The following is a 22,973-nucleotide window of genomic DNA, read 5'->3' as shown; positions in this document are numbered from 1 at the left end:
GCCCCGCCCGTCGGACCACGGGCGGACGCGGTCCGGACGGCTTCCGCGCCCGCCCGGCCGCCCGAGCGGGCGGCCCGACCCGGCGGGGCACCCGAACATCCCGCAACACACGAGGTGATCCGCCCGGCCGCCTCCGTCGCCCCCGCCCCGGTGGCGGACGCGCGCGGCCCCCGGTGCGCCGCCACCACCGGTCCGGCGCGCCCGGTCGCGTCCCACCGACAGGGCGTCCGGGCCGCCGGGCTCCGGCCGGACCGCGCCGGGAGCGGTGACGGTGTGCTCACCAAGCGTGTCCGCTGGGGATACTCAGGACATGTCTGCCGCGTACGCGACCTTCGGACTGGCACCCGCCACGCGGGCGGGTGGGGTGCTCGCCAACGGCGAGTTCCAGGCGCACCGGGACTTCGTGGACTTCATCGTCGACGGCCGTCCCCTCCTCTTCCGGCTCGCCGATCTGGACGCCGTCTCCCCACTCGCCTCCGACGTGCCTCCCGCGATCTTCACCGCACAGGTGCGCTCTCTGCTCCTGGAAGCACCGGCCCCGCTGCCCGGCGGGCGCTATGTGATCTACGGCTGTCCCGAGTGCCGGGCCATCGAGTGCGGAGCCGTCACGGCCGTCATCGAGAGGGACGCCGCCTCGCCCGACGACTACGTCTGGCGCGACTTCGCCTGGCAGACATCCGCCCACGCCGACCTCGCCTTCAACGGCTACCACGGCACCGGGCCGTTCCGGTTCCGGGGAGCCGAGTACCGGGACGCGCTGGCCCGGATCGCCGACGCGGCGGGCGCCGTACGGCGCCGTGTGCTGCTGATCGGTGACCGGGTGGCCGTCCTGGCCCGGCTCGCCGCCGCCCTGCGCACCATCGGTATCGGCGCCGAGATCACCCGCGACGCGGCCGAGGTGTCCGCCGACGAACTGCGCACCTACGGCGCCGTCGCCTTCGGCCAGGGCATCGACACCACCGAACGCGCCCTGGTACGTGCCGCGTTCGAACGGGCGGCCGCGCCGGTGGCCTACGTGGACGGGCTCGCGCCGATCGTGCCGCTGCTCCTCGCGCAGATCGAGCACGCCCTCGACACCGCGCCCGCCGAACGCCGCCGCCTCACCCATCTGGTCACCACCGGCGGGGACGCGGGCGTCGACATCACGTCCACCTGCCGGGTCCGGCTGCTCTCGTACCGGCTCGACCGGCTCCGCCGCACCCGCACCCATGAACTCTTCGACGGGGTCCTCGGCCCCGGCCACCACCGAATCCCGCTTGACGGCCGGACATCACGCGGAAGATCCTTCCTCGTGGCACGTACGACGGACAGCGTGCTCGTCGCGCCCTCCGCGCGATGACCCCGGCAGCGGCCCGGGGCGCACCAGGGCCCGCCCGACGACGAAGAGTGACGCGTGACGCGATGAGCCAGGCCACGATGGAGCGGTGACCCCACCGGGACACCCCTGACGATGCCCGCCCGGACCGCCCGGACCGCCCGGACCGCCCGGATCACCGGGACCGCCCCACCCCGGGCGCCCCGATCCCCGAGCACTTCCGCGACCCGGCCACTACTTCGGTATCCGGTCCCGGCCACGGCTCCGGCAACCGGTCCCGGCCACGGCTCCGGCAACCGGTCCCGGCCACGGCTCCGGTAGCCGGTTCCGGCCAGGACCCCGGTCCGGCCGCCACCCCGGCGTGGTTCGCGCCGCTCCGGGGCGTACCGTGTCCGGGGCGCGTGGACCGAGCCACCGGGGCGGTCCACCGGTGCACCGCCCCGGAGCAGCGCACCGGCCGGGCGCCGCACCACGGGTCACGGACCGCGCTCCCGGCTCAGGCACCGGCTCCCCGCGAGTACGCGCCACGGTTCCCGTACCGGCCACCGTGCCCGGTCCGGGCGGGGCCGCCGCCCCGGCCGCCCGGACCTCTCCACCGCCCCCAACGATCGGACCTCCATGACCGCCACGCTCGTCGCCAAGGACCTCGCCGCCGGACACGGCGGACGCTCCCTGTTCGCCGGACTCGAACTCGTCGTCGCCCCGGGTGAGGTGATCGGGCTCGTGGGCGCCAACGGCGCGGGCAAATCGACGCTGCTCCGCCTGCTCGCGGGCCTCGACACCCCCGAACAGGGCGAACTGCGGCTGTCCCCGCCGCACGCCACCGTCGGCCACCTCCCGCAGGAACCCGAGCGGCGCCCCGGCGAGTCGGTCCGCGCGTTCCTGGCCCGCCGCACCGGGGTCGCCGAGGCGCAGCGCGCCCTGGACGAGGCGACCCAGGCGCTGGTCGACGGGGCGCCCGGCGCCGACGACGCCTACTCCGTGGGCCTGGAGCGCTGGCTCGCCCTCGGCGGCGCCGACCTCGACGAACGCGCCGAGGAGGTCGCCGCGTCCCTCGGTCTCGGCGTCGGCCTCGACCAGCTGATGACCACCCTCTCCGGTGGCCAGGCCGCCCGCGCCGGCCTCGCGTCGCTGCTGCTGTCCCGCTACGACGTGTTCCTGCTGGACGAGCCCACCAACGACCTCGACCTCGCCGGACTGGAACAGCTCGAAGGCTTCGTCCGGGGGCTGCGCGCGGGCACCGTCCTCGTCAGCCACGACCGCGAGTTCCTGACCCGCACCGTCACCAAGGTCCTCGAACTCGACATCACCCAGCAGCAGGTCAGCATCTTCGGCGGTGGCTACGCCGCCTACCTGGAGGAACGCGAGACGGCCCGCCGCCACGCCCGCGCCGAGTACGACGAGTACGCCGACAAGAAGTCCGCGCTGGAGTCCCGCGCCCGCGTCCAGCGGGGCTGGATGGACAAGGGCGTCAAGAACGCCCTGCGCAACTCCCCGGACAACGACAAGCTCCTGCGCCGCGCCCGCGCCGAGTCCAGCGAGAAGCAGGCCGCCAAGGCCCGGCAGACCGAACGTCTCATCGAGCGGCTGGACGAGGTCGAGGAGCCGCGCAAGGAATGGGAGCTGCGGATGGAGATCGCCGCCGCGCCCCGCTCCGGCACGATCGTCGCCACCCTGCGCGACGCGGAGGTACGGCGCGGGGACTTCCGTTTCGGGCCCGTCAACCTCCAGATCGACTGGGCGGACCGGGTCGCCGTCACCGGGGCCAACGGCTCGGGCAAGTCCACCCTGCTCGCGGCGCTCCTCGGCCGTCTCCCGCTGGACGCCGGGCACAGCGCGCTCGGCCCCGGGGTCGTCGTCGGCGAGGTCGACCAGGCCAGGGGACTCTTCCACGGCCCCGAGACGCTGCTCGACGCGTTCCGCGCGGCGGTCCCGGACACCGAACCGGCCGAGGTGCGCACCCTGCTCGCCAAGTTCGGCCTGAAGTCCGACCATGTGCTGCGCCCGGCGGCGACCCTCTCACCGGGGGAGCGGACCCGGGCGGCCCTCGCCCTGCTCCAGGGCCGGGGCGTCAATCTGCTCGTCCTGGACGAGCCGACGAACCATCTGGACCTGCCCGCCATCGAACAGCTGGAATCCGCCCTCGACAACTACCAGGGCACCCTCCTGCTGGTCACCCACGACCGGCGGATGCTGGAGGCGGTCACCACGACCCGCCGTCTCGCCCTGGCCGACGGCACCCTCACCGAACACTGACCGCACCCGGGCCACCGCCCCGGACGGGTCCGACCACCGGGCGACCGCTGAGGCGGCCCGCCCGGTGCGCACGGCGACGAGGCGCCCCCCGGCCCGGACCTCACCGGGGACGGTCCCTCGGCGGTGGAACGGCCCCGGCACGGACCTCACCGCACGCCCGCCCGCCCGACCGCCCGGCGGAAACGGCCGCAGCCGCCCCCGCCGGGCCCGGTCGTCCCCGCCGGACCGCGCCCCCTCACCTCACAGGGCGCTCACCTCACCGGGCGGACGGCCCCTTCCCCAGCCCCGCGCGGCGAAGCGCGTCGGCCATGGCGCTGTTGGCGGGCGGCGGCGCCTGCCGAGCGGACCCGCCACGCCCCTGTCCCTGCCCTTGACGCTGCCCTTGCGCCTGCCCCTGCCGCTGACCCTGGCTCGGTCCTTGTCCCTGCCGGGGCTGCGGCGCCCGCTTGCCGCCCCCGGCCCCGCGCGGCTCCCGGCCCCGGGGCTCACGCCCGGAGCCGTCCCCGGCATCCGCGGCGGGCTCGTCGTCCAGACGCAGCGTCAGCGAGATCCGCTTGCGCGGGATGTCGATCTCCATGACCTTCACCTTGACGACATCACCCGGCTTCACCACGTCGCGCGGGTCCTTCACGAACGTCTTCGACATCGCCGACACATGGACGAGCCCGTCCTGGTGCACCCCGATGTCCACGAACGCCCCGAACGCGGCCACATTCGTGACGACGCCCTCCAGGACCATCCCGGACTCCAGGTCGGACAGTTTCTCGACGCCCTCCTTGAAGGTGGCCGTCCGGAACGCGGGCCTCGGGTCCCGGCCCGGCTTCTCCAGCTCGCGCAGGATGTCCGTCACCGTGGGCAGACCGAACGTGTCGTCGACGAAGTCCACCGGCCGCAGGGACCGCAGGGTGCCGCCGTTGCCGATCAGCGCGGCCACCTCACCGCCGGACACCTTCGCCATCCGCCGGACCACCGGATACGACTCCGGGTGCACGCTGGAGGCGTCCAGCGGATCGTCACCGCCCTGGATGCGCAGGAAGCCCGCGCACTGCTCGTACGCCTTCGGGCCGAGCCGCGCCACGTCCTTCAGCGCCTTGCGCGACCGGAACGGGCCGTTCGCGTCGCGGTGGGCGACGATGTTGTCGGCGAGCCCGGAGCCGATACCCGACACCCGGGACAGCAGCGGCGCCGAGGCCGTGTTGACGTCCACGCCCACGCCGTTCACACAGTCCTCGACGACCGCGTCCAGCGAACGCGACAGCTTCACCTCGGACAGGTCGTGCTGGTACTGGCCCACCCCGATGGACTTCGGGTCGATCTTCACCAGCTCCGCCAGCGGGTCCTGGAGGCGCCGCGCGATGGACACCGCGCCACGCAGCGACACATCCATCCCCGGCAGTTCCTGCGAGGCGAACGCCGACGCCGAGTACACCGACGCGCCCGCCTCGGACACCATCACCTTCGTCAGCCCCAGCTCGGGATGGCGGGTGAGGAGGTCACCGGCGAGCTTGTCGGTCTCCCGGGACGCGGTGCCGTTGCCGATCGCGACCAGGTCGACCGCGTGCTCCTTCGCGAGGCGCGCCAGCTTGGCCAGCGACTCGTCCCAACGGTTCTGCGGGACATGCGGATGGATCACGTCCGTCGCGACGACCTTGCCCGTGGCGTCGACCACCGCGACCTTCACCCCGGTACGGAACCCGGGGTCGAGACCGAGGGTCGCACGGGTGCCCGCCGGGGCGGCCAGCAGCAGATCCCGCAGATTCGCCGCGAAGACCCGTACCGCCTCGTCCTCGGCGGCCGTCCGCAGCCGCAGCCGCAGATCGATCCCGAGATGGACGAGCACACGGGTGCGCCACGCCCACCGGACCGTGTCCGCCAGCCACTTGTCGCCCGGCCTGCCCCGGTCGCTCACCCCGAACCGCTGCGCGATGCTGCTCTCGTACGAGGTGGGGACCGGTGGCGCCGCCGGGTCCCGGGGCTCCTCCGGCTCCAGGACGAGATCGAGGATCTCCTCCTTCTCACCGCGCAGCATGGCGAGGACCCGATGCGAGGGAAGGGCGGTGAACGGCTCCGTGAAGTCGAAGTAGTCGGCGAACTTGGCGCCCGCCTCCTCCTTGCCCGTACGCACCTTCGCCGTGACACGGCCCCGCGTCCACATCCGCTCGCGCAGCTCACCGATCAGGTCCGCGTCCTCCGAGAACCGCTCGGTCAGGATCGCGCGGGCCCCGTCGAGAGCGGCCTGCGGATCGGCGATACCCTTGTCGGCGTCCACGAACGCGGCGGCCGCGGCCAGCGGTTCGACCCCGGGGTCGGTGAGCAGGCCCTCCGCGAGCGGGGCGAGGCCCGCCTCGCGGGCGATCTGCGCCTTGGTCCGCCGCTTGGGCTTGTACGGGAGGTAGATGTCCTCCAGCCGCGCCTTGGTGTCGGCGGCCCGGATCGCCGCCGCCAGCCCGTCGCTCAGCTTGCCCTGCTCGCGCACCGATTCCAGGATCGCCGCGCGCCGGTCCTCCAGCTCGCGCAGATACCGCAGCCGCTCCTCGATCGTGCGCAACTGCGCGTCGTCGAGCGTCTCCGTCGCCTCCTTGCGGTACCGGGCGATGAAGGGCACGGTCGAACCGCCGTCGAGCAGTTCCACCGCGGCCCGCACCTGCCGCTCCCGCACGCCGAGCTCCTCGGCGATCCTGCCTTCGATGGACCCTACGAGGGGTGTCGTCACGATCCCGTACCGCCTTATCCCATGAGGTTGCGCGGCAATTGTGGCAGGTCATACCGACCACACCCCCGCCCCGCCCCCGCGACGCACGGTCACCGAGTACGGTGATGGTCGTTTCAGCGGGGACAACCGCCAGCGGCGGAAAGCGTTTCGAGAATCCGGCTCCGGTGGGCCCCGGGGTGCGTCGGCGGCTTCCCGTCGGAAGCACGGGTGTCACCAGCCACAGCGCGGCGAAGACGTTACCTACCCATCACCAGGCGTCCCAGCGGATCGGCGGTCGGTACATGAGAGAGATGTCCCAGGACGCACGTGAACTGCTGGTACTCGCCGGTGAGGTCGCGCGAATCCGCGACGCTCCCGACTGCACGAGCAGGGATCTGGCCATCGCGGCGGTCCTCTGCCGGCTGATCGCCGCGGAGCGTGATCCGGAGAGCGTGCCGCCCAGTCTGTCTCCGGAGATGCTTCCTTGGGAAACGTCCTTGGAACGGCTCATGACAGCGATGCCGGGCGGGGTGGGGTTCTCCGAGCTGCGGGAGTTCGCGGCCCGGGAGAATCCGGATCTCGCCGAGTACCTGGGGTCTGCGTGAAGGCGCTGACCATCGCCGCGGGACTGCTCAGGGCGCTGTTCGGCGCCGAGTGTGCGGCCCCGCAGACGTAGCGGTCGGGGATCTCCCACCCAGGGGACCCCGGCCGCCCGCCGTCGAGTGTCCGGCGGCCGTCGACAGGACGCCCGCCGGCGTCCTCAGTCCTTGCCGAAGGCCTCCGCGGGGAACGCGCCCGCCTCCAGCGCCGCCCCCGCGAACACCGTGGCGATCTCGGTGAGACGGGCCACCCCGGTCGCGCCCAGGTGCTCGTACGGGCTCAGGTCGAGGCGGTCGGTGCGTACCTCCAGCTCCCGTCGGGTCTCCCGGCCCGCGTCGGTCAGCTCGCCGTCGGCGGTCAGCAGGCCGCGGTCGCGCAGGCGCAGGGCCGCCGCGTCCCAGTCGGCGCGGGTCCAGCCCCGGGACGCCAGGACCCACGTCGGGGTCATGCCCCAGCCGGTCGCGGTATGGCTGACCAGGGCCTCCACCGGATCGAGCCCCAGCTCCAGCAGCACCGCGAGATGACCGTCGCCGCGGTGCTCGCGCAGCAGCGTCGCCGCGTGCCAGAACGCGAGATGCGGCGCGTCCGGCACCGGCAGGTCGGCGTGGGCGGAGTACATCGGCCGCGCGGGCCGCGTACAGCCCTCGGCGGCCCGCAGCGCGAGTTCCGCCGCCTCCGCCATCTCCGGTGAGGCCAGCGCCTCCTCGCCGAGCTGCCGGCGCAGCACCGCGTCCACGGCACGCAGCCGTGCGGCGAGCACCTCCGGCGGCGCGGCCGTCCGCCACACCTCGGGGACGTGCCGGGCCACCATCGTGTGGCTGAAGTTGTAGAACGCCGCGCTCACGACGCCGGGACCGACCGGGCCCAGGGCCGCCGCGCGGACCGCGAGATACGCGGCGCCCGGGTCCTTGATCCCGAGGGCGGCCAGTTCGGCCGCCAGCTCCGGGGAGAAGTAGTGCGTCGAGTGCAGCGGGTTCAGGACATGGTGGCACCGGCGTCCGGCGCGCTCGGGCAGAGTGCTCATGCCCCGTACGTTACCGACTGGTTGGTACGTGGTGGAAGGGGCGCCGGGCCGGGCCGGATCATGACGGGGCGTGATGGCAGGAAAGGTGGGGAACCCGTCATTGCGGCCAGCCGTCCGCCGCCGAAGAATCGACGTCATGACGCAGCGAACCGTACTCGTCGTCCTCTTCGAGGGCGTGCAGAGCCTCGATGTCACCGGCCCCCTGGAGGTGTTCCACGGGGCGGCGCACGCCGTCGGTGACCCGGCGGCGGGCTACGACGTACGCACCGCCTCCCTCGACGGCGGCCCGGTACGGACGTCCAGCGGACTGCGTCTCGTCCCGGACACGGACCTCGCCTCGGCCCCCGTACCGCACACCCTGGTCGTCCCCGGCGGGGACGGCAACCATCACGAGGACGATCCGCTGACCCGCTGGCTGGCCGCGCACGCGCCACGCGCCGAGCGGCTGGTGTCCGTCTGCACCGGCGCCATGCTGCTGGCCCGCGCCGGACTCCTCGACGGCCGCCGGGTGACCACCCACTGGGCGTTCTGCGACCGGCTCGCCCGGGAGCACCCGGCCGTCACCGTCGACCCGGACCCCATCTTCGTCCGGGACGGGAACGTGGCCACGTCCGCCGGGGTCACCTCGGGCATCGATCTCGCGCTCGCGCTGGTCGAGGAGGACCACGGACGGGAGGCGGCGCTGACCATCGCCCGGTACCTCGTCGTCTTCCTGCGCCGCCCCGGCAACCAGGCCCAGTTCAGCGCGCAGCTCGCCGCGCAGACGGCCAGCCGGTCCCCGCTGCGCGAGGTGCAGCGCTGGGTGTCCGAGCATCCGGGCGGCGATCTGTCGGTCGAGGCGCTGGCCGAGCGCGCCCGGCTGTCGCCCCGTCACTTCGCCCGCGCCTTCCGGGCGGAGACCGGTACGACCCCGGGACGGTACGTGGACCGGGTCCGCGTCGAGCACGCGCGGCGACTGCTGGAGGAGACCCCCGACGGGATCGAGGAGATCTCCCGCAGCTGCGGCTACGGCACCCCGGAGGCCATGCGCCGCGCTTTCGTCCGCACCCTGGGCACCCCACCGGCCGACTACCGCCGCCGTTTCCGCCCCACCCCCTGAGCCACCCGGCCGTCGCACCGCTGCCGCACGCCGCATCCATGCCACCGCGACCGCGTCACCACAAGCGCACCATCACCATCACCGCCACGACCTTCCCGTCCCGTCACGCGAACGACCCGAGAGGTCCCACCATGCAGATCGCCGTAGTCCTCTTCGAGGGCTTCACCTCCCTCGACGCCATCGGCCCCTACGAGACGCTCCAGCACATCCCCGGCGCGGAGACCGTCTTCGTGGCGGCCCGTACCGGACCCGTCCGCAACGACAGCGGCAGTCTGGCGCTCGTCGCCGACCGGACCTTCGAGGAGGTGCCCCGTCCCGACATCTTCGTCGTGCCCGGCGGCCCGGACATGACACCGCAGACCACCGACCCGGTCCTGCTCGACTGGGTGCGGGCCGCCGACCGCGAGAGCACCTGGACCACCTCCGTGTGCACCGGTTCGCTGGTCCTGGCCGCCGCCGGACTCCTCACCGGCCGCCGCGCCACCTCGCACTGGCTCGCCCTGGAGCAGCTGCGCGAGGCGGGGGCCGAGCCGACCGGGGACCGTGTCGTCATGGACGGCAAGTACGTCACCGCCGCCGGGGTGTCCTCCGGGATCGACATGGGCCTCACCCTGGTCGGCCGGATCGCGGGCGACCGCCGCGCCCAGTCGGTCCAGCTGCTGCTGGAGTACGACCCCCAGCCGCCGTACGACGCGGGCTCCCCGGAGAAGGCTCCCGCCGACCTGGTCGCCGAGTGGCGGAGCGTCTCGGCGTAGGACCGTACGGGGGGCTCAGCCGACGGGCGGGGTCCACTCGAAGCGGGGTTCGCGGTGCTCCAGGAAGGCGGCGACACCCTCGGTGGTCTCGCCGCTGCCCCGGGCCTGCGCGGCCCAGTGCTCGATCCGGTCCGCCCGGCCGGCCGCGAACTCCTTGGCCGCGGCCTGGGTGAGCTGGGAGCGGGCCGTCAGGACCCGGGTGAACTCCGCCACCCGCTGGTCCAGCTCGGCCGCGGGCAGCACCTCGTCCACCAGCCCGGTCGCCAGGGCCCGCCGCGCGTCGATCAGCTCCCCCGAGAACAGCAGGTACTTGGCCGTGGCGGGCCCCACCAGCGACACCAGCCGCCGGGTCGACGAGTGCGCGTACACGATCCCGAGCTTCGCGGGGGTGATCCCGAACAGCGCGTCCTCGTCGGCGAACCGCAGATCGCACGCGGCGGCGAGCTGGCAGCCGCCGCCGACGCAGTGGCCGCGTACGACGGCCAGTGTCGGCTTGGGGAAGGCCGCGAGGGCGTCCTCCGCGGCCACCGCCAGCCCCTGGGCCGCCTCGGCGGTGCCCGGGGGGCCGCTCAGCGACGAGATGTCCGCGCCCGCGCAGAACGTCCCGCCGGCGCCGGTCAGCACCAGCGCCCGCACCGCGGGGTCGCCGGCGAGCGCGTCGAGGATGGGCGGCATCGCCCGCCACATCTCCTCCGTCATGGCGTTCCGCTTCGCGGGCTGGCAGATCACGATCGTGGCGACCCCGTCGGTCACGCCGTACGGCAGCTGAGGCTCCATGTGCCGGATGCTATCCGCACCGGCCGAACGTACGATCATCACTGGGGGTACCGCGGCCCTTGGGAGGCGCCCATGAGTACGCCCCGTGGCGAGGTCAGGAAGCTCCGGCGCGGTTTCACGGGCCTGGTGGTCCTCGGAACCCTGCTGGTCGTCGCCGGAGTGGTCGGCCTGGTCTATGTCGGTGTGGCCACGCTGACGACCATGCTCCTGTTCGGCTGGCTGCTCCTCATCGCCGGTGTCATCGGCCTGGTGCACGCCGTCCAGTCCCGGCAGCAGGACTACTTCTGGCCCGCGGTGCTCATCGCGGCCCTGTATCTGGCGGCCGGGGTCGTCATCCTGCGCAGACCGGACGTGGCCGCCGCCACGCTCACCATGTTCGCGGCGCTGCTGTTCCTGGCGGGCGGACTGTTCCGGCTGGTGGGCGCGCTGGTCGCGCGGGGCGCGCAGTCCGGGTGGACGCTGGTCCAGGGCGCCCTCGGGGTACTGCTGGGCGTGCTGGTCCTCGCGGGCTGGCCGAGCAGCAGTGTCTACGTCATCGGCTGCTTCTTCTCGCTGGCCGTGCTGTTCGACGGCCTGGGGCTGATCGCCACGGGTCTGGGCGGGCGGCACATCGTGGGGCTGGTCTCCGACACCCTGGCCGAACCGGACGGGACCGGCGGCCCGGACGCGCCCGGATCCCTGGACAAGGGGCGGGAAACGGACGATCCGCCCCCCAAACACGTACAACCTGAATAGGGCTTCAACCTGGCAAATCGGGTCATCGGCGGTCGCCCCGCCGACGCGCTCACACGGGATCGGTCAGAAGCCGTCGATACTCGCTGACTTCTGGTCAGTCGTCCGGTACGGACCAGGGCGTTCCCAACACTCGACGTGTGGAGACAATCGAGCGCGAAGGCGGCGACCGGACGATGGACAGTGGCGGGTGGGACTCGGGACCACCCCCGGGCACCGATCTCGGAGCACCGCCGGAGGCCGGCCCGGCCCCCCTGCCGTACGAGGGTGTGTGGCGTTTCACGGCGCCCGCGGCGGATGCCTCCGTACCCCAGGCGCGGCACGCGGTCCGGGACCTGCTGGTACGCCAGCGGGTGCCCGTGTCCGACGATCTGGTGCAGGGGCTTCTGCTGATCGTCTCGGAGCTGGCGACCAACGCGGTCAAGCACGCGGCGGTGCTGTCGCCGCTGCTGACCGTGGAGGTCGCCGTCGGCGCCGAGTGGGTCCGGGTGTCCGTGGAGGACAACCATCCGTACCGGCCGACGGTCCTGGAGACGGACCACGGGCAGACCGGGGGCCGGGGACTGCTGCTGGTCCGGGAGGTCACCCGCGAGGCGGGCGGCGTGTGCGACGTGGAGCAGACCGCGAACGGGGGCAAGGTCGTCTGGTCGGCCCTGCCCCTGAGACCCCCGAGGGTGCCCCGGCCCCAGGGCCCCCGCCGCTGACCCGTCGGAACGCCGACCTGTCAGAAAAACGTGCGCGGGAGCGTGCCCGGCCGGACCCCCAGGGGCCGGGCGGCTCCCGTACCGGCCCCCCCGAACCGGCGCGGTTCCCGCTGTACGCGCGGTTACCAGCCCGCGCCGGGGCCGGTCAGCTCCCTGATCGCGGGGCGCGCCGCGTCCAGCACGGTCAGGAACCAGGCGGAGAACGGGTCCTTCTCGTGCCGGGACATCAGCTCCGCGTGGGTGACGAACGCGGTCTCCTCGACCTCCGTGCCGTCCGGGCGCAACGGGGACTGGACCATCCCGACGAACAGATGGTTGAACTCCTGCTCGACCAGACCGGACGCCGGGTCCGGGTGGTTGTACCGCACGGTCCCCGCCTCGGCGAGCAGCGAGGGCGAGACGCCCAGCTCCTCGAAGGTGCGCCGGGCCGCGGCGGCGAAGGGTGCCTCGCCGGGGTACGGGTGTCCGCAGCAGGTGTTCGACCACACACCGGGGGAGTGGTATTTGCCGAGCGCGCGGCGCTGGATCAGCAGACGGCCGTGCTCGTCGAACAGGAACACCGAGAACGCCCGGTGCAGTCTGCCCGGGGCCTGGTGGGCGGAGAGTTTCTCGGCCGTGCCGATCGTGGTGCCGTCCTCGTCCACCAGCTCCAGCATGATGGTTTCGGCGGCTGTGTTCGGCGCGGAGTGCTCCGCGGTCGCAGGTGTGATCGGCATGCCCATCCTTCGCTTCGGTCCTCGCACGTCAAGTCTGCCGTACATCACCGACACTTCCGGCATCGACGGCGGCCGCGCGTGCCGTTCGCCTGGTCGGCGGGGACACGCGGTAACTGTTCGGACGCCGGAAGCAACCGGATACCTGAGCGTTTCCCGGTCGGCCGGGCGAAAATTCCCCGCCTCGGGTTCGCGCATCCGTACGAGTCGCCTTCGCTTGCGCTTTTGAGGTCTTCCCGGGTTGGCGCACTCGTCCCTGCGCCGTCGCTCGTGGGGTGCGCAGTTCCCCGCGCCCCTGGATGCTGCCCCCTCGCGGTCGCTCTTCGGGTGCGGCCCGGTCCTCGTTCTTGCGCAGTTCCCCGCGCCCCTTCGGGGGCGCCCACCTGGGGTTGATTTTCACCCTCCTCCTCGCGGAGTCGCGCTGCTGCGGGAGGGGGTGGGCGGGAATCTCTGCCCGCAGACTCCGATGCTCTTCAGTAGGACCACATGGACGTCGTACCGAGCGCGTTGGAGCGAGGACGGAGAATCCCGACCGGCACCGACCCGAAGAACCCACAGGGTGCGCCCCAAAGGGGCGCGGGGAACTGCGCGAAAGACGAGAACCGGCCCGCACCCGAAGAGCGACCGCAAGAGGCAGCATCCAGGGCGCGAGCAAAGGCGACCTGCGGGGAACTGCGCACCCCCGTCCGACCCGCACGAGGACAAGTGCGCCCACCCCGGAAGACCTCAAAAGCGCAAGCGAAGGCGACTAGTGGCAGACCTTCCCCTCATGCGCCGCGTGCCCCCCGGGCTCCAGCTGGAACGTGCAGTGCTCCACGTCGAAGTGGTCCCCCAGGCACTCCTGGAGATCGTGCAGCATCCGCTCGTTGCCCGCCCGGTCCAGCACCTCCCCGCTGACCACCACGTGCGCCGACAGCACCGGCATCCCGGAGGTGATCGTCCACGCGTGGAGGTCGTGGACCTCCTCGACCCCGTCCAGCGCCAGGATGTGCGCCCGCACCTCGTTCATCTCGACCCCCTTGGGCGCCGCCTCCAGCAGCACGTTCAGCGTCTCGCGCAGCAGCTTCACCGTCCTGGGCACGATCATCAGCCCGATGACGAGCGAGGCGACCGGGTCGGCGTACAGCCAGCCGGTGCCCAGGATGACCAGTGCCGAGATGACGACCGCGAGCGAGCCGAGCGCGTCGGAGAGGACCTCAAGGAAGGCGCCCCGGACATTGAGGCTGTCCTTCTGGCCGCGCATGAGCAGCCCCAGCGAGACGATGTTGGCGACCAGGCCGATCAGGCCGAAGACGACCGTCAGACCGCCCTCGATCTCGGTCGGGGTGATGAACCGCTGGATCGCCTCGTACAGCACATAGCCGCCGACACCGAGCAGCAGCAGACAGTTCGCGAGGGCCGCGAGGATCTCGGCGCGGGCCAGTCCGAAGGTCCGGTTCACGCTCGGTGGGCGGTTCGCGAAGTGAATGGCGAGCAAAGCCATACTGAGCCCGACCGCGTCGGTGGCCATATGGGCCGCGTCCGCGACGAGCGCCAGCGACCCGGTGACAAGGCCGCCGATGATCTCCATCACCAGCACACCGAGCGTGATGGCCAGCGCGATCCGCAACCGTCCGCGATAGGCGGACGCCGCCGTACCCGTGACGGGTGCGCCGTGCGAATGCCCGTGATCGTGCCCTGCCCCCATGAAAACCATCCTTCGCCGCAGTGGTGGATGTCCTCTACGGACCTCAGTGAACTACGGGTGGGGGGTATCCGGCAACACGGCAGTGAACACCGTTGTCATGTGCTCTGACCTGCGGAAACGAACCGCAGGTCAGAGCGCTGACAAGATCGGCTAGTGCTGTTCGGCGGGCTGCGGGGACCGGTGCGCGAGCCAGCCCCGCCAGGCCGACCCGACCATCTCGCGGGCGTCCCGGCGGGCCGTCCAGCCGAGCTCCTCGGCGGCCCGCCGGGCGCACGCCACCGCCCTCGGCGCGTCCCCCGCGCGCCGGGGCTCCACGAGCGGCGCGCGGCCGTCCCCGGACACCTCCGCGATCAGCGTCAGCAGTTCGCGTACCGAAACGCCCTCTCCTCGGCCGATGTTCAGCGTGAGATCCCCCGCGGGCTTCCCGGACAGCCGCCGCACCGCCGCGAGGTGCGCGTCGGCGAGATCGGCGACATGCACGTAGTCGCGGACGCAGGTCCCGTCCGGCGTCGGATGGTCGTCGCCGAAGATCTGCGGTGCCTCGCCGCGGGTGAGCCGGTCGAACACCATCGGGATCACGTTGAACACCCCGGTGTCCGCCAGCTCCGGTGCCGCGCACCCCGCGACGTTGAAGTAGCGCAGACACGTCGTCGACATCCCGTGCGCCCGCCCCGCAGCCCGGACCAGCCACTCACCGGCGAGCTTGGTCTCGCCGTACGGGTTCACCGGGGCGCACGGGGTGTCCTCGGTGATCAGTTCGACGTCCGGGGTGCCGTACACCGCCGCCGACGAGGAGAACACGAACCGCTCGACCCCGGCCCCGGTCACCGCCTCCAGCAGCGTGCCGAGACCGCCCAGATTGTCCGCGTAGTAGCGCGACGGCCGGGCCATCGACTCCGCGACCTGCTTACGGGCCGCGAGATGCACCACGCCCGTCACCTGGTGCTCGGCCAGCGACCGGGCCAGCAGCTCCCCGTCCAGCGCCGAGCCCCGCACCACCGGCACCCCGGGGTCCAGCCGCCGCGCGGCTCCCGAAGACAGGTCGTCGAGGACGACCACCCGCTCCCCGGCCCCGGTCAGCGCCCGCACCACATGCGCCCCGATGTATCCGGCCCCACCTGTGATCATCCATGTCATGCCAAGGCAGCCTATGCCGGGCAAACCCGGCGGCCGGGTCCGGGGTGCGCGGGGACCGGCACACCCGGCGGTTTGTGATGCGGCCTCCGATCAACAATGATGATCGCGGCGGTGCGGGGGCGGCAGACCGCGCTGATCGGAGCGTGAACGGGCGATGAACACCCGTCGGTATCCATCCGATAGCCTCTGCCGACACGCCGCCCGGCCGTCCCCGGCCCCCGGGGCGCGCCCCATCCACGTACATGCCCGGCGCCGGCGCGTCGGGGCACCCAGGGAGTGAATTCCTCTGTCGACCGCCATCCTCACCGGCCGGCCGGTCCCGGGGTCGTCGCTCGACGGCGATCTGCGCGGCCTCGGCTTCGACGTGCGGGTCGCGGAGGACCCGGCCGACGTTCCCGCCCTGCTCGGCGCCGTCCCGTCCGGGCAGCGCGTGGCGGTCGTGGACAGCCGGTTCGTGGGCCATGTCCACGCGCTGCGGCTCGCTCTCACCGACCCCCGCTTCGACGCCGCCGCGATCCCCGGCGCCGTCACCGCGCGGCCCGCCGCCCGCGCCGCCCTGGAACGGGCCCTGCGTGAGAGCACGGTTCCCGCCGCGGCCGAACCGGCCGGTGGAGCCGCGCACGGCACCGCCGCCGTCACCGTCGACAGCCCCGCCGACCGCGCGGCCGCCCTCGCCGAGGCCGCCGGGACCGCCGTGCACCGACCGGAACTCGGCACCCTCGTCGCCGTCGTCCCGGTCGACCCCCAGACCCGTAACGAGGCCCGCCAGGCCGTCGCCGCCGTCGACGACGAGGCCGTCCGGCTGCGGACCTCGGTGAAGTCCCGCGACGGGTTCTTCACCACCTACGCCATCAGCCCCTACTCGCGCCACCTGGCCCGCTGGTGCGCCCGCCGGGGCTTCACGCCCAACCAGGTCACCACCGCGTCGCTGATCACCGCGCTGATCGCCGCGGGCTGCGCCGCGACCGGCACCCGTGCCGGTTTCGTCGCCGCCGGGGCCCTGCTGCTGTTCTCGTTCGTCCTCGACTGCGCCGACGGACAGCTCGCCCGCTACTCCCTCCAGTACTCCACGCTCGGCGCCTGGCTCGACGCCACCTTCGACCGCGCCAAGGAGTACGCCTACTACGCGGGCCTCGCCCTCGGCGCGGCCCGCGGCGGCGACGACGTCTGGGCGCTGGCGCTGGGCGCGATGGTCCTCCAGACCTGCCGCCATATCATCGACTTCGCCTTCATCGAGGCCAACCACGACGCCACCGCGAGCATCAGCCCCACCGCAGCCCTCTCCGACCGGCTCGACTCGGTCGGCTGGACGGTCTGGGTGCGCCGCATAATCGTGCTGCCGATCGGTGAACGCTGGGCGCTGATCGCCGTGCTCACCGCCGTCACCACCCCCCGGATCACCCTGGTCGTCCTGCTCGTGGGCTGCGCGTTCGCCGCCTGCTACACCACCGCCGGACGCGTCCTGCGCTCCCTGACCCGCAAGGCCGGACGCACCGACGGGGCCGCCCAGGCCCTGCTCGACCTCACCGACCGGGGCTACCCGGCCGAGGTGCTCGCGACCGCGTTCCAGGGTGTCGCCCGCCGGATGCCGGTCTTCGCGCCCCCGGCCTTCGCGCTGCTCGGCGGCGCGGCCGTGGTCGGCGCCGCAGTGTTCACCGGCTTCGGCGGCTGGCTCACCGTCGCCGCCGCCTGCCTCTACATCGTGCTCTCCGCTCTCGCCGTCGCCCGGCCCCTCAAGGGCGCCCTCGACTGGCTGGTGCCGCCCTTCTTCCGCGCCGCCGAATACGGCACCGTGCTCGCCCTGGCCGCCCAGGCCGGGACGGACGGAGCGCTGCCCGCTGCCTTCGGGCTGGTGGCGGCGGTCGCCTACCATCACTACGACACGGTGTACCGCATACGCGGTGGCACCGGCGCGTCGCCGAGCTGGCTGGTCCGCGCGATCGGGGGGCAGGAGGGCAGGGTCCTGCTGATCACCCTGGCCGCGGCCCTGCTCGGCACCCAAGGTTTCACCGCGCTGCTCACGGCCCTGGCCGTGGCCGTGGCACTCGTGGTGCTCGCAGAGAGCATCCGCTTCTGGGTCTCCTCCGGAGCACCCGCCGTACACGATGAAGGAGAACCCGCATGATCGGCCTCGTGCTGGCTGCCGGCGCCGGACGGCGTCTTCGCCCCTACACCGACACCCTGCCCAAGGCACTGGTGCCGGTCGGTCCCGAGGGGGACGAGGAGAGCCTCACCGTTCTCGACCTCACCCTCGGCAACTTCGCCGAGATCGGCCTGACCGAGGTCGCGGTCATCGTCGGGTACCGCAAGGAAGCCGTCTACGACCGCAAGGCCGCCCTGGAGGCCAAGTACGGCCTCAAGATCACCCTGATCGACAACGACAAGGCCGAGGAGTGGAACAACGCCTACTCCCTGTGGTGCGGCCGTGACGCCATCAAGCACACCGTGATCCTCGCCAACGGCGACACCGTGCACCCCGTCTCCGTCGAGAAGACGCTGCTCGCGGCCCGTGGCGACGGCAAGAAGATCATCCTCGCCCTCGACACGGTGAAGCAGCTCGCCGACGAGGAGATGAAGGTCGTCGTGGACCCCGACAAGGGCGTCCAGCGCATCACCAAGCTGATGGACCCCGCCGACGCGACCGGCGAGTACATCGGTGTCACCCTCATCGAGGGCGAGGCCGCCGACGAGCTGGCCGACGCCCTGAAGACCACCTTCGAGCGGGACCCCGACCTCTACTACGAGGACGGCTACCAGGAGCTCGTCAACCGTGGCTTCAAGGTCGACGTCGCCCCCATCGGCGACATCAAGTGGGTCGAGATCGACAACCACGACGACCTCGCCAAGGGGCGTGAGATCGCGTGCCAGTACTGACACGCCTGATCCCCTCCCCGGTCGTCGTGGACATCCGCGCGGGTGCCCTCGACGACCTGGTGGGGGTCCTCGCCGACCAGCGGATCTCCTCGTCGGGCAAGCTCGCCGTCGCGATCAGCGGCGGCTCGGGTGCCCGGCTGCGTGAGCGGCTGGAGCCGGCGCTGCCCGGCGCCGAGTGGTTCCCGGTCGGCGGCGGCACCCTGGACGACGCGATCAAGCTCGCGGACGCCATCAAGAAGGGGCGCTACGACGCGGTCGTCGGTCTCGGCGGCGGCAAGATCATCGACTGCGCCAAGTTCGCCGCGGCGCGCGTCGGCCTGCCGCTGGTCGCCGTCGCGACGAACCTCGCCCACGACGGACTGTGCTCCCCGGTCGCCACCCTCGACAACGACGCGGGCCGCGGCTCCTACGGGGTGCCCAACCCGATCGCCGTCGTCATCGACCTCGACGTCGTCCGTGAGGCACCCCCCCGCTTCGTCCGCTCCGGCATCGGTGACGCCGTCTCCAACATCTCCTGCGTCGCCGACTGGGAGCTGGCCCACCGGCAGACCGGCGAGTCCATCGACGGTCTCGCCGCCGCCATGGCCCGCCAGGCGGGCGAGGCCGTACTGCGTCACCCCGGCTCGGTCGGCGACGACGCCTTCCTCCAGGTGCTCGCCGAAGGACTCGTCCTCACCGGGATCTCCATGTCGGTCGCGGGCGACTCCCGCCCCGCCTCCGGTGCCTGCCACGAGATCAACCACGCCTTCGACCTCCTCTTCCCCAAGCGGGCCGCCAGCCACGGCGAGCAGGTCGGACTCGGCGCCGCGTTCGCCATGCACCTGCGGGGCGCCCACGACGAGTCCCGGTACATGGCCGAGGTCCTGCGCCGCCACGAACTGCCCGTGCTGCCGGAGGAGATCGGCTTCAGCGTCGACGAGTTCGTGCAGGTCGTCGCGTTCGCCCCGCAGACCAGGCCAGGCCGCTTCACCATCCTCGAACACCTCGACCTGAACACCGACCAGATCAAGGACGCATACGCCGACTATGCCAAGGCCATCGGTAGCTGAACTCCGCCCGGTCGTGCACCCCGAAGGGGTCAAGGACCGGCGCAGCGGTGAGCACTGGGCGGGACGCCTGTACATGCGGGAGATCTCGCTGCGCTGCGACCCCTACCTGGTGAACACCAGGATCACGCCCAACCAGCTCACGTACCTGATGGTCGTGGCGGGCATCCTCGCGGGCGCCGCGCTCCTCGTACCGGGCCTGACCGGGGCCCTGGTCGCCGCGGTCCTCATCCAGCTCTACCTGCTGCTCGACTGTGTCGACGGCGAGGTCGCCCGCTGGCGCAAGCAGACCTCCATCACGGGCGTCTACCTGGACCGGGTCGGCCACTACCTCTGCGAGGCCGCGCTGCTCGTCGGCTTCGGTGTCCGCGGCGCCGACGCCTTCGGTGACGGCCGCCCCGAGTGGCTGTGGGCCTTCCTCGGCACCCTGGCCGCCCTCGGCGCGATCCTCATCAAGGCCGAGACCGACCTGGTCGACGTGGCGCGCTCCCGCAGCGGGCTGCCGGCCGTCAAGGACGAGGCGGCCACGCCCCGCTCCTCCGGTCTGGCCCTGGCCCGCCGCGCAGCCGCCGCGCTGAAGTTCCACCGGCTGGTCGGCGGGGTCGAGGCGAGCCTGTTCATCCTGTTCGTCGCCGTGCTCGACATGATCGGCGGCGATCTGTTCTGGACCCGGCTCGGTATCGCCGTCCTCGCGGGGATCGCGATCCTCCAGACCCTGCTGCACCTGGTGTCCATCCTGGCGTCCAGCAGGCTGAAGTGAGGCCGTCGGTGAGCAACCCCCTCAAGGTCGGCGCGGTCGTCATCACCATGGGCAACCGCCCCGAGGAACTGCGCGCCCTGCTCGACTCGGTCGCGAAGCAGGACGGCGAACCGGTCGAGGTCGTCGTCGTCGGGAACGGCTCGCCCGTACCCGAGGTCCCGGCCGGGGTGCGCACGGTGGAACTGCCCGAGAACCTGGGCATCCCCGGGGGCCGCAACGTCGGGATCGAGGCGTTCGGCCCGTCCGGCACCGATGTCGACGTCCTGCTGTTCCTGGACGACGACGGCTCGCTGCCCCTCACCGACACCGCCGAGCTGTGCCGTGCGGCGTTCGCCGGGGACCCGGAGCTGGGGATCATCAGCTTCCGGATCGCGGACCCGGAGACCGGGGTCACCCAGCGCCGCCACGTACCGCGGCTGCGTGCCTCCGACCCGATGCGGTCCTCCCGGGTGACCACGTTCCTGGGCGGCGCCAACGCCGTGCGGACGAAGGTCATCGCCCAGGTCGGCCCGCTGCCGGCGGAGTTCTTCTACGCCCATGAGGAGACCGATCTCGCCTGGCGCGCGCTCGACGCGGGCTGGCAGATCGACTACCGCTCCGACATGGTCCTGCACCACCCCACCACGGCGCCGTCCCGGCACGCGGTCTACCACCGCATGGTGGCCCGTAACCGGGTCTGGCTGGCCCGCCGCAATCTGCCCCTGCCCCTGGTGCCCGTGTACCTGGGTGTGTGGCTGCTGCTCACCCTGGCCCGGCGCCCCTCCGGACCCGCGCTCAAGGCGTGGTTCGGCGGGTTCCGGGAAGGATGGAGCGGTCCCTGCGGGCCCCGTCGCCCCATGAAGTGGCGTACGGTATGGCGGCTGACCCGACTGGGCCGCCCGCCCGTGATCTGACAAGCTCTGGTCTGAGAACATTCCGGCCTGGCTCTCACCCCGGAGGGCAACCGGCACCTGCTTGTGTCCGGCCAGGCAGCGCATCTCTTGAGGACGAAAGTTTCCTACTTGTGAGTGAGACAACGCATGACGGCGGTGTCGCGGTGAGTGCGCCCCCGTCGCCCGATGACGGACTCTCCCCGGCCGCCCTGGCCGCCAAGCACGGACTGACCGTGAGCGGCGCCCGGCCGGGAGTCCTCGACTACGTTCGTGAGCTGTGGGGCAGGCGCCACTTCATCCTGGCGTTCTCGCAGGCGAAACTCACGGCCCAGTACAGCCAGGCGAAGCTCGGCCAGCTCTGGCAGGTGGTCACCCCGCTGCTCAACGCGCTGGTCTACTTCCTGATCTTCGGGATAATCCTGAACGCCGACCGCGGTATGGAGAGGGAGGTGTACATCCCGTTCCTGGTGACCGGGGTGTTCGTCTTCACCTTCACCCAGAGTTCGGTGATGGCGGGGGTCCGGGCGATCTCCGGAAACCTGGGCCTGGTCCGGGCCCTGCACTTCCCCCGGGCCTCGCTGCCGATCTCCTTCGCGCTCCAGCAGCTCCAGCAGCTGCTGTTCTCGATGCTCGTGGTGTTCGCCGTCGCGATCGCGTGCGGCAGCTACCCGGGCCCGTCGTGGCTGCTGATCGTGCCCGCCCTGGTGCTCCAGTTCCTCTTCAACACCGGCCTCGCGCTGATCATGGCGCGGCTCGGCAGCAAGACCCCCGACCTCGCGCAGCTCATGCCGTTCGTGATGCGGACCTGGATGTACGCGTCGGGCGTCATGTTCTCCATCCCGATCATGCTGGAGGGCAGGCCCTCCTGGATCGCGGACGTCCTCCAGTGGAACCCGGCCGCGGTGTACATGGACCTGATGCGGTTCGCGATCATCGACGGCTACGGCAACGACCAGCTGCCCGATCATGTGTGGGCGCTGGCCCTGGGCTGGTCCGTCCTCGTGGCGGTCGGCGGATTCGTGTACTTCTGGAAGGCGGAGGAGAGGTACGGCCGTGGCTGAGCAGAGTACGGGCGACATGCGCCCCACCGTCATCTCGGACGAGCTCCATATCGTCTACCGGGTCAATGGCGCCAAGACCGGCAAGGGCAGCGCGACCACCGCGCTCAGCCGCATCCTGCGGCGCGGCGAGGAGCGCGGGGTGCGCAAGGTGCACGCCGTGCGCGGTGTGTCCTTCGTCGCCTACCGGGGCCAGGCCATCGGACTGATCGGCTCCAACGGTTCCGGCAAGTCGACCCTGCTGCGGGCCATCGCGGGACTTCTGCCCGCCGAGCGCGGCAAGGTCTACACCGACGGCCAGCCGTCGCTGCTCGGGGTGAACGCGGCCCTGATGAACGACCTCACGGGAGAGCGGAACGTCATATTGGGCGGTCTCGCTATGGGCATGACACGTGAGCAGATCAAGGAGCGTTACCAGCAGATCGTGGACTTCTCCGGCATCAACGAGAAGGGCGATTTCATCACCCTTCCGATGCGGACCTACTCGTCGGGAATGGCGGCCCGGCTGCGTTTCTCCATCGCGGCGGCCAAGGACCATGACGTCCTGATGATCGACGAGGCACTGGCCACCGGCGACCGCAGCTTCCAGCGGCGGTCCGAGGCCCGTATCCGCGAGTTGCGCAAGGAAGCCGGTACGGTCTTCCTGGTGAGCCACAACAACAAGTCCATCCGGGACACCTGTGACCGGGTGCTCTGGCTGGAGCACGGCGAACTCCGGATGGACGGTGCCACGGACGACGTGCTCAAGGAGTACGAGAAGTTCACCGGAAAGTAAAAGCTTTCCGTCCCGTAATCACCGTGGAAAACCTGGCACGACGAGTGAACCCCGCCGGAACCACCGCGCGGGGTTCCTTCGTGTCGGTGACCGGCCA

General features: G+C 72.1%; 20 protein-coding genes. 14 read left to right on the top strand and 6 right to left on the bottom strand.

Annotated elements, in window-relative coordinates:
- The first annotated feature begins 310 nt into the window (after positions 1 to 310).
- Both OG711_RS06605 and OG711_RS06600 read left to right on the top strand, forming a co-directional pair.
- Positions 311 to 1,339: an oxidoreductase gene (locus OG711_RS06605; RefSeq protein WP_266506352.1), complete on the top strand. Its 1,029-nt coding sequence runs from the start codon at positions 311 to 313 to the stop codon at positions 1,337 to 1,339.
- 594 nt (positions 1,340 to 1,933) lie between these two features.
- On the top strand, positions 1,934 to 3,571 hold the full coding sequence (locus tag OG711_RS06600) for an ABC-F family ATP-binding cassette domain-containing protein (protein WP_073782392.1): 1,638 nt from the start codon (positions 1,934 to 1,936) through the stop codon (positions 3,569 to 3,571).
- Positions 3,572 to 3,827: 256 nt separating this feature from the next.
- Here OG711_RS06600 and OG711_RS06595 read toward each other — a convergent pair whose 3' ends face one another.
- Positions 3,828 to 6,284 carry a Tex family protein gene (locus OG711_RS06595; RefSeq protein ID WP_073782394.1) on the bottom strand — a complete coding sequence of 819 codons (2,457 nt, stop codon included), beginning with the start codon at positions 6,282 to 6,284 and terminating at the stop codon, positions 3,828 to 3,830.
- Positions 6,285 to 6,574: 290 nt separating this feature from the next.
- Here OG711_RS06595 and OG711_RS06590 point away from each other — a divergent pair, with 290 nt between their 5' ends.
- Positions 6,575 to 6,868, top strand: a complete 294-nt coding sequence (locus OG711_RS06590; RefSeq protein ID WP_329558712.1) for a hypothetical protein — start codon at positions 6,575 to 6,577, stop codon at positions 6,866 to 6,868.
- A 155-nt stretch (positions 6,869 to 7,023) separates the two neighbouring features.
- On the opposite strand, the gene OG711_RS06585 is transcribed toward OG711_RS06590, so the two are convergent.
- Positions 7,024 to 7,887, bottom strand: coding sequence for an SCO6745 family protein (locus OG711_RS06585; protein ID WP_266506345.1), 864 nt, complete (start codon positions 7,885 to 7,887; stop codon positions 7,024 to 7,026).
- Positions 7,888 to 8,023: 136 nt separating this feature from the next.
- Here OG711_RS06585 and OG711_RS06580 point away from each other — a divergent pair, with 136 nt between their 5' ends.
- Together OG711_RS06580 and OG711_RS06575 are read left to right on the top strand one after the other, a co-directional pair.
- The gene (locus tag OG711_RS06580; protein ID WP_329558711.1) at positions 8,024 to 8,986 is read left to right on the top strand and encodes a GlxA family transcriptional regulator; all 963 of its coding nucleotides are present in this window, start codon (positions 8,024 to 8,026) and stop codon (positions 8,984 to 8,986) included.
- Between the two features lie 131 nt (positions 8,987 to 9,117).
- Complete coding sequence (locus tag OG711_RS06575) at positions 9,118 to 9,741, top strand: DJ-1/PfpI family protein (protein ID WP_073782400.1); 624 nt, start codon at positions 9,118 to 9,120, stop codon at positions 9,739 to 9,741.
- Positions 9,742 to 9,756: 15 nt separating this feature from the next.
- Here the strand turns inward: OG711_RS06575 and OG711_RS06570 are convergent, their stop codons facing one another.
- Positions 9,757 to 10,518, bottom strand: coding sequence for an enoyl-CoA hydratase/isomerase family protein (locus OG711_RS06570; protein ID WP_073782401.1), 762 nt, complete (start codon positions 10,516 to 10,518; stop codon positions 9,757 to 9,759).
- 72 nt (positions 10,519 to 10,590) lie between these two features.
- Between OG711_RS06570 and OG711_RS06565 the strand changes: the two genes are divergently transcribed.
- Together OG711_RS06565 and OG711_RS06560 are read left to right on the top strand one after the other, a co-directional pair.
- Positions 10,591 to 11,253, top strand: coding sequence for an HdeD family acid-resistance protein (locus tag OG711_RS06565; protein ID WP_329558710.1), 663 nt, complete (start codon positions 10,591 to 10,593; stop codon positions 11,251 to 11,253).
- A gap of 173 nt (positions 11,254 to 11,426) precedes the next feature.
- Positions 11,427 to 11,954 (top strand): ATP-binding protein, encoded by a 528-nt coding sequence (locus OG711_RS06560; protein ID WP_399546453.1) that lies wholly within the window; start codon positions 11,427 to 11,429, stop codon positions 11,952 to 11,954.
- 122 nt (positions 11,955 to 12,076) lie between these two features.
- On the opposite strand, the gene idi is transcribed toward OG711_RS06560, so the two are convergent.
- The 3 genes from idi to galE all read right to left on the bottom strand — a co-directional run bounded on the left by idi (position 12,077) and on the right by galE (position 15,491).
- Positions 12,077 to 12,670 (bottom strand): isopentenyl-diphosphate Delta-isomerase, encoded by a 594-nt coding sequence (gene idi / locus OG711_RS06555; RefSeq protein ID WP_073785181.1) that lies wholly within the window; start codon positions 12,668 to 12,670, stop codon positions 12,077 to 12,079.
- A 745-nt stretch (positions 12,671 to 13,415) separates the two neighbouring features.
- Positions 13,416 to 14,354, bottom strand: coding sequence for a cation diffusion facilitator family transporter (locus OG711_RS06550; protein WP_073782407.1), 939 nt, complete (start codon positions 14,352 to 14,354; stop codon positions 13,416 to 13,418).
- Between the two features lie 150 nt (positions 14,355 to 14,504).
- Complete coding sequence (galE, locus tag OG711_RS06545) at positions 14,505 to 15,491, bottom strand: UDP-glucose 4-epimerase GalE (protein ID WP_329558709.1); 987 nt, start codon at positions 15,489 to 15,491, stop codon at positions 14,505 to 14,507.
- 286 nt (positions 15,492 to 15,777) lie between these two features.
- Here galE and OG711_RS06540 point away from each other — a divergent pair, with 286 nt between their 5' ends.
- From OG711_RS06540 to OG711_RS06510, 7 genes are all read left to right on the top strand, one after another.
- Positions 15,778 to 17,616 (top strand): DUF5941 domain-containing protein, encoded by a 1,839-nt coding sequence (locus OG711_RS06540; protein ID WP_329563652.1) that lies wholly within the window; start codon positions 15,778 to 15,780, stop codon positions 17,614 to 17,616.
- A complete protein-coding gene (locus OG711_RS06535; protein WP_073782413.1) occupies positions 17,613 to 18,365 on the top strand; it encodes a phosphocholine cytidylyltransferase family protein in 753 nt (250 codons plus the stop codon). Before OG711_RS06540 ends, OG711_RS06535 begins: the two co-directional genes overlap by 4 nt.
- Positions 18,353 to 19,414 (top strand): iron-containing alcohol dehydrogenase family protein, encoded by a 1,062-nt coding sequence (locus tag OG711_RS06530; RefSeq protein ID WP_073782415.1) that lies wholly within the window; start codon positions 18,353 to 18,355, stop codon positions 19,412 to 19,414. The genes OG711_RS06535 and OG711_RS06530 overlap by 13 nt, the downstream gene beginning before the upstream one ends.
- Positions 19,392 to 20,171: a CDP-alcohol phosphatidyltransferase family protein gene (locus OG711_RS06525; RefSeq protein ID WP_073782417.1), complete on the top strand. Its 780-nt coding sequence runs from the start codon at positions 19,392 to 19,394 to the stop codon at positions 20,169 to 20,171. The genes OG711_RS06530 and OG711_RS06525 overlap by 23 nt, the downstream gene beginning before the upstream one ends.
- A gap of 8 nt (positions 20,172 to 20,179) precedes the next feature.
- On the top strand, positions 20,180 to 21,064 hold the full coding sequence (locus tag OG711_RS06520) for a glycosyltransferase family 2 protein (RefSeq protein ID WP_073782419.1): 885 nt from the start codon (positions 20,180 to 20,182) through the stop codon (positions 21,062 to 21,064).
- 110 nt (positions 21,065 to 21,174) lie between these two features.
- Positions 21,175 to 22,104 (top strand): ABC transporter permease, encoded by a 930-nt coding sequence (locus OG711_RS06515; protein WP_329558708.1) that lies wholly within the window; start codon positions 21,175 to 21,177, stop codon positions 22,102 to 22,104.
- A gap of 16 nt (positions 22,105 to 22,120) precedes the next feature.
- Entirely contained in the window at positions 22,121 to 22,876 is a 756-nt protein-coding gene (locus OG711_RS06510; protein ID WP_107499094.1) for an ABC transporter ATP-binding protein, read from the top strand.
- Positions 22,877 to 22,973: the final 97 nt, after the last annotated feature.

Origin of the sequence: Streptomyces uncialis, assembly GCF_036250755.1 — a bacterium.
Lineage (GTDB): Bacteria > Actinomycetota > Actinomycetes > Streptomycetales > Streptomycetaceae > Streptomyces > Streptomyces uncialis.
This window is presented reverse-complemented; position numbering and strand designations above follow the sequence as displayed.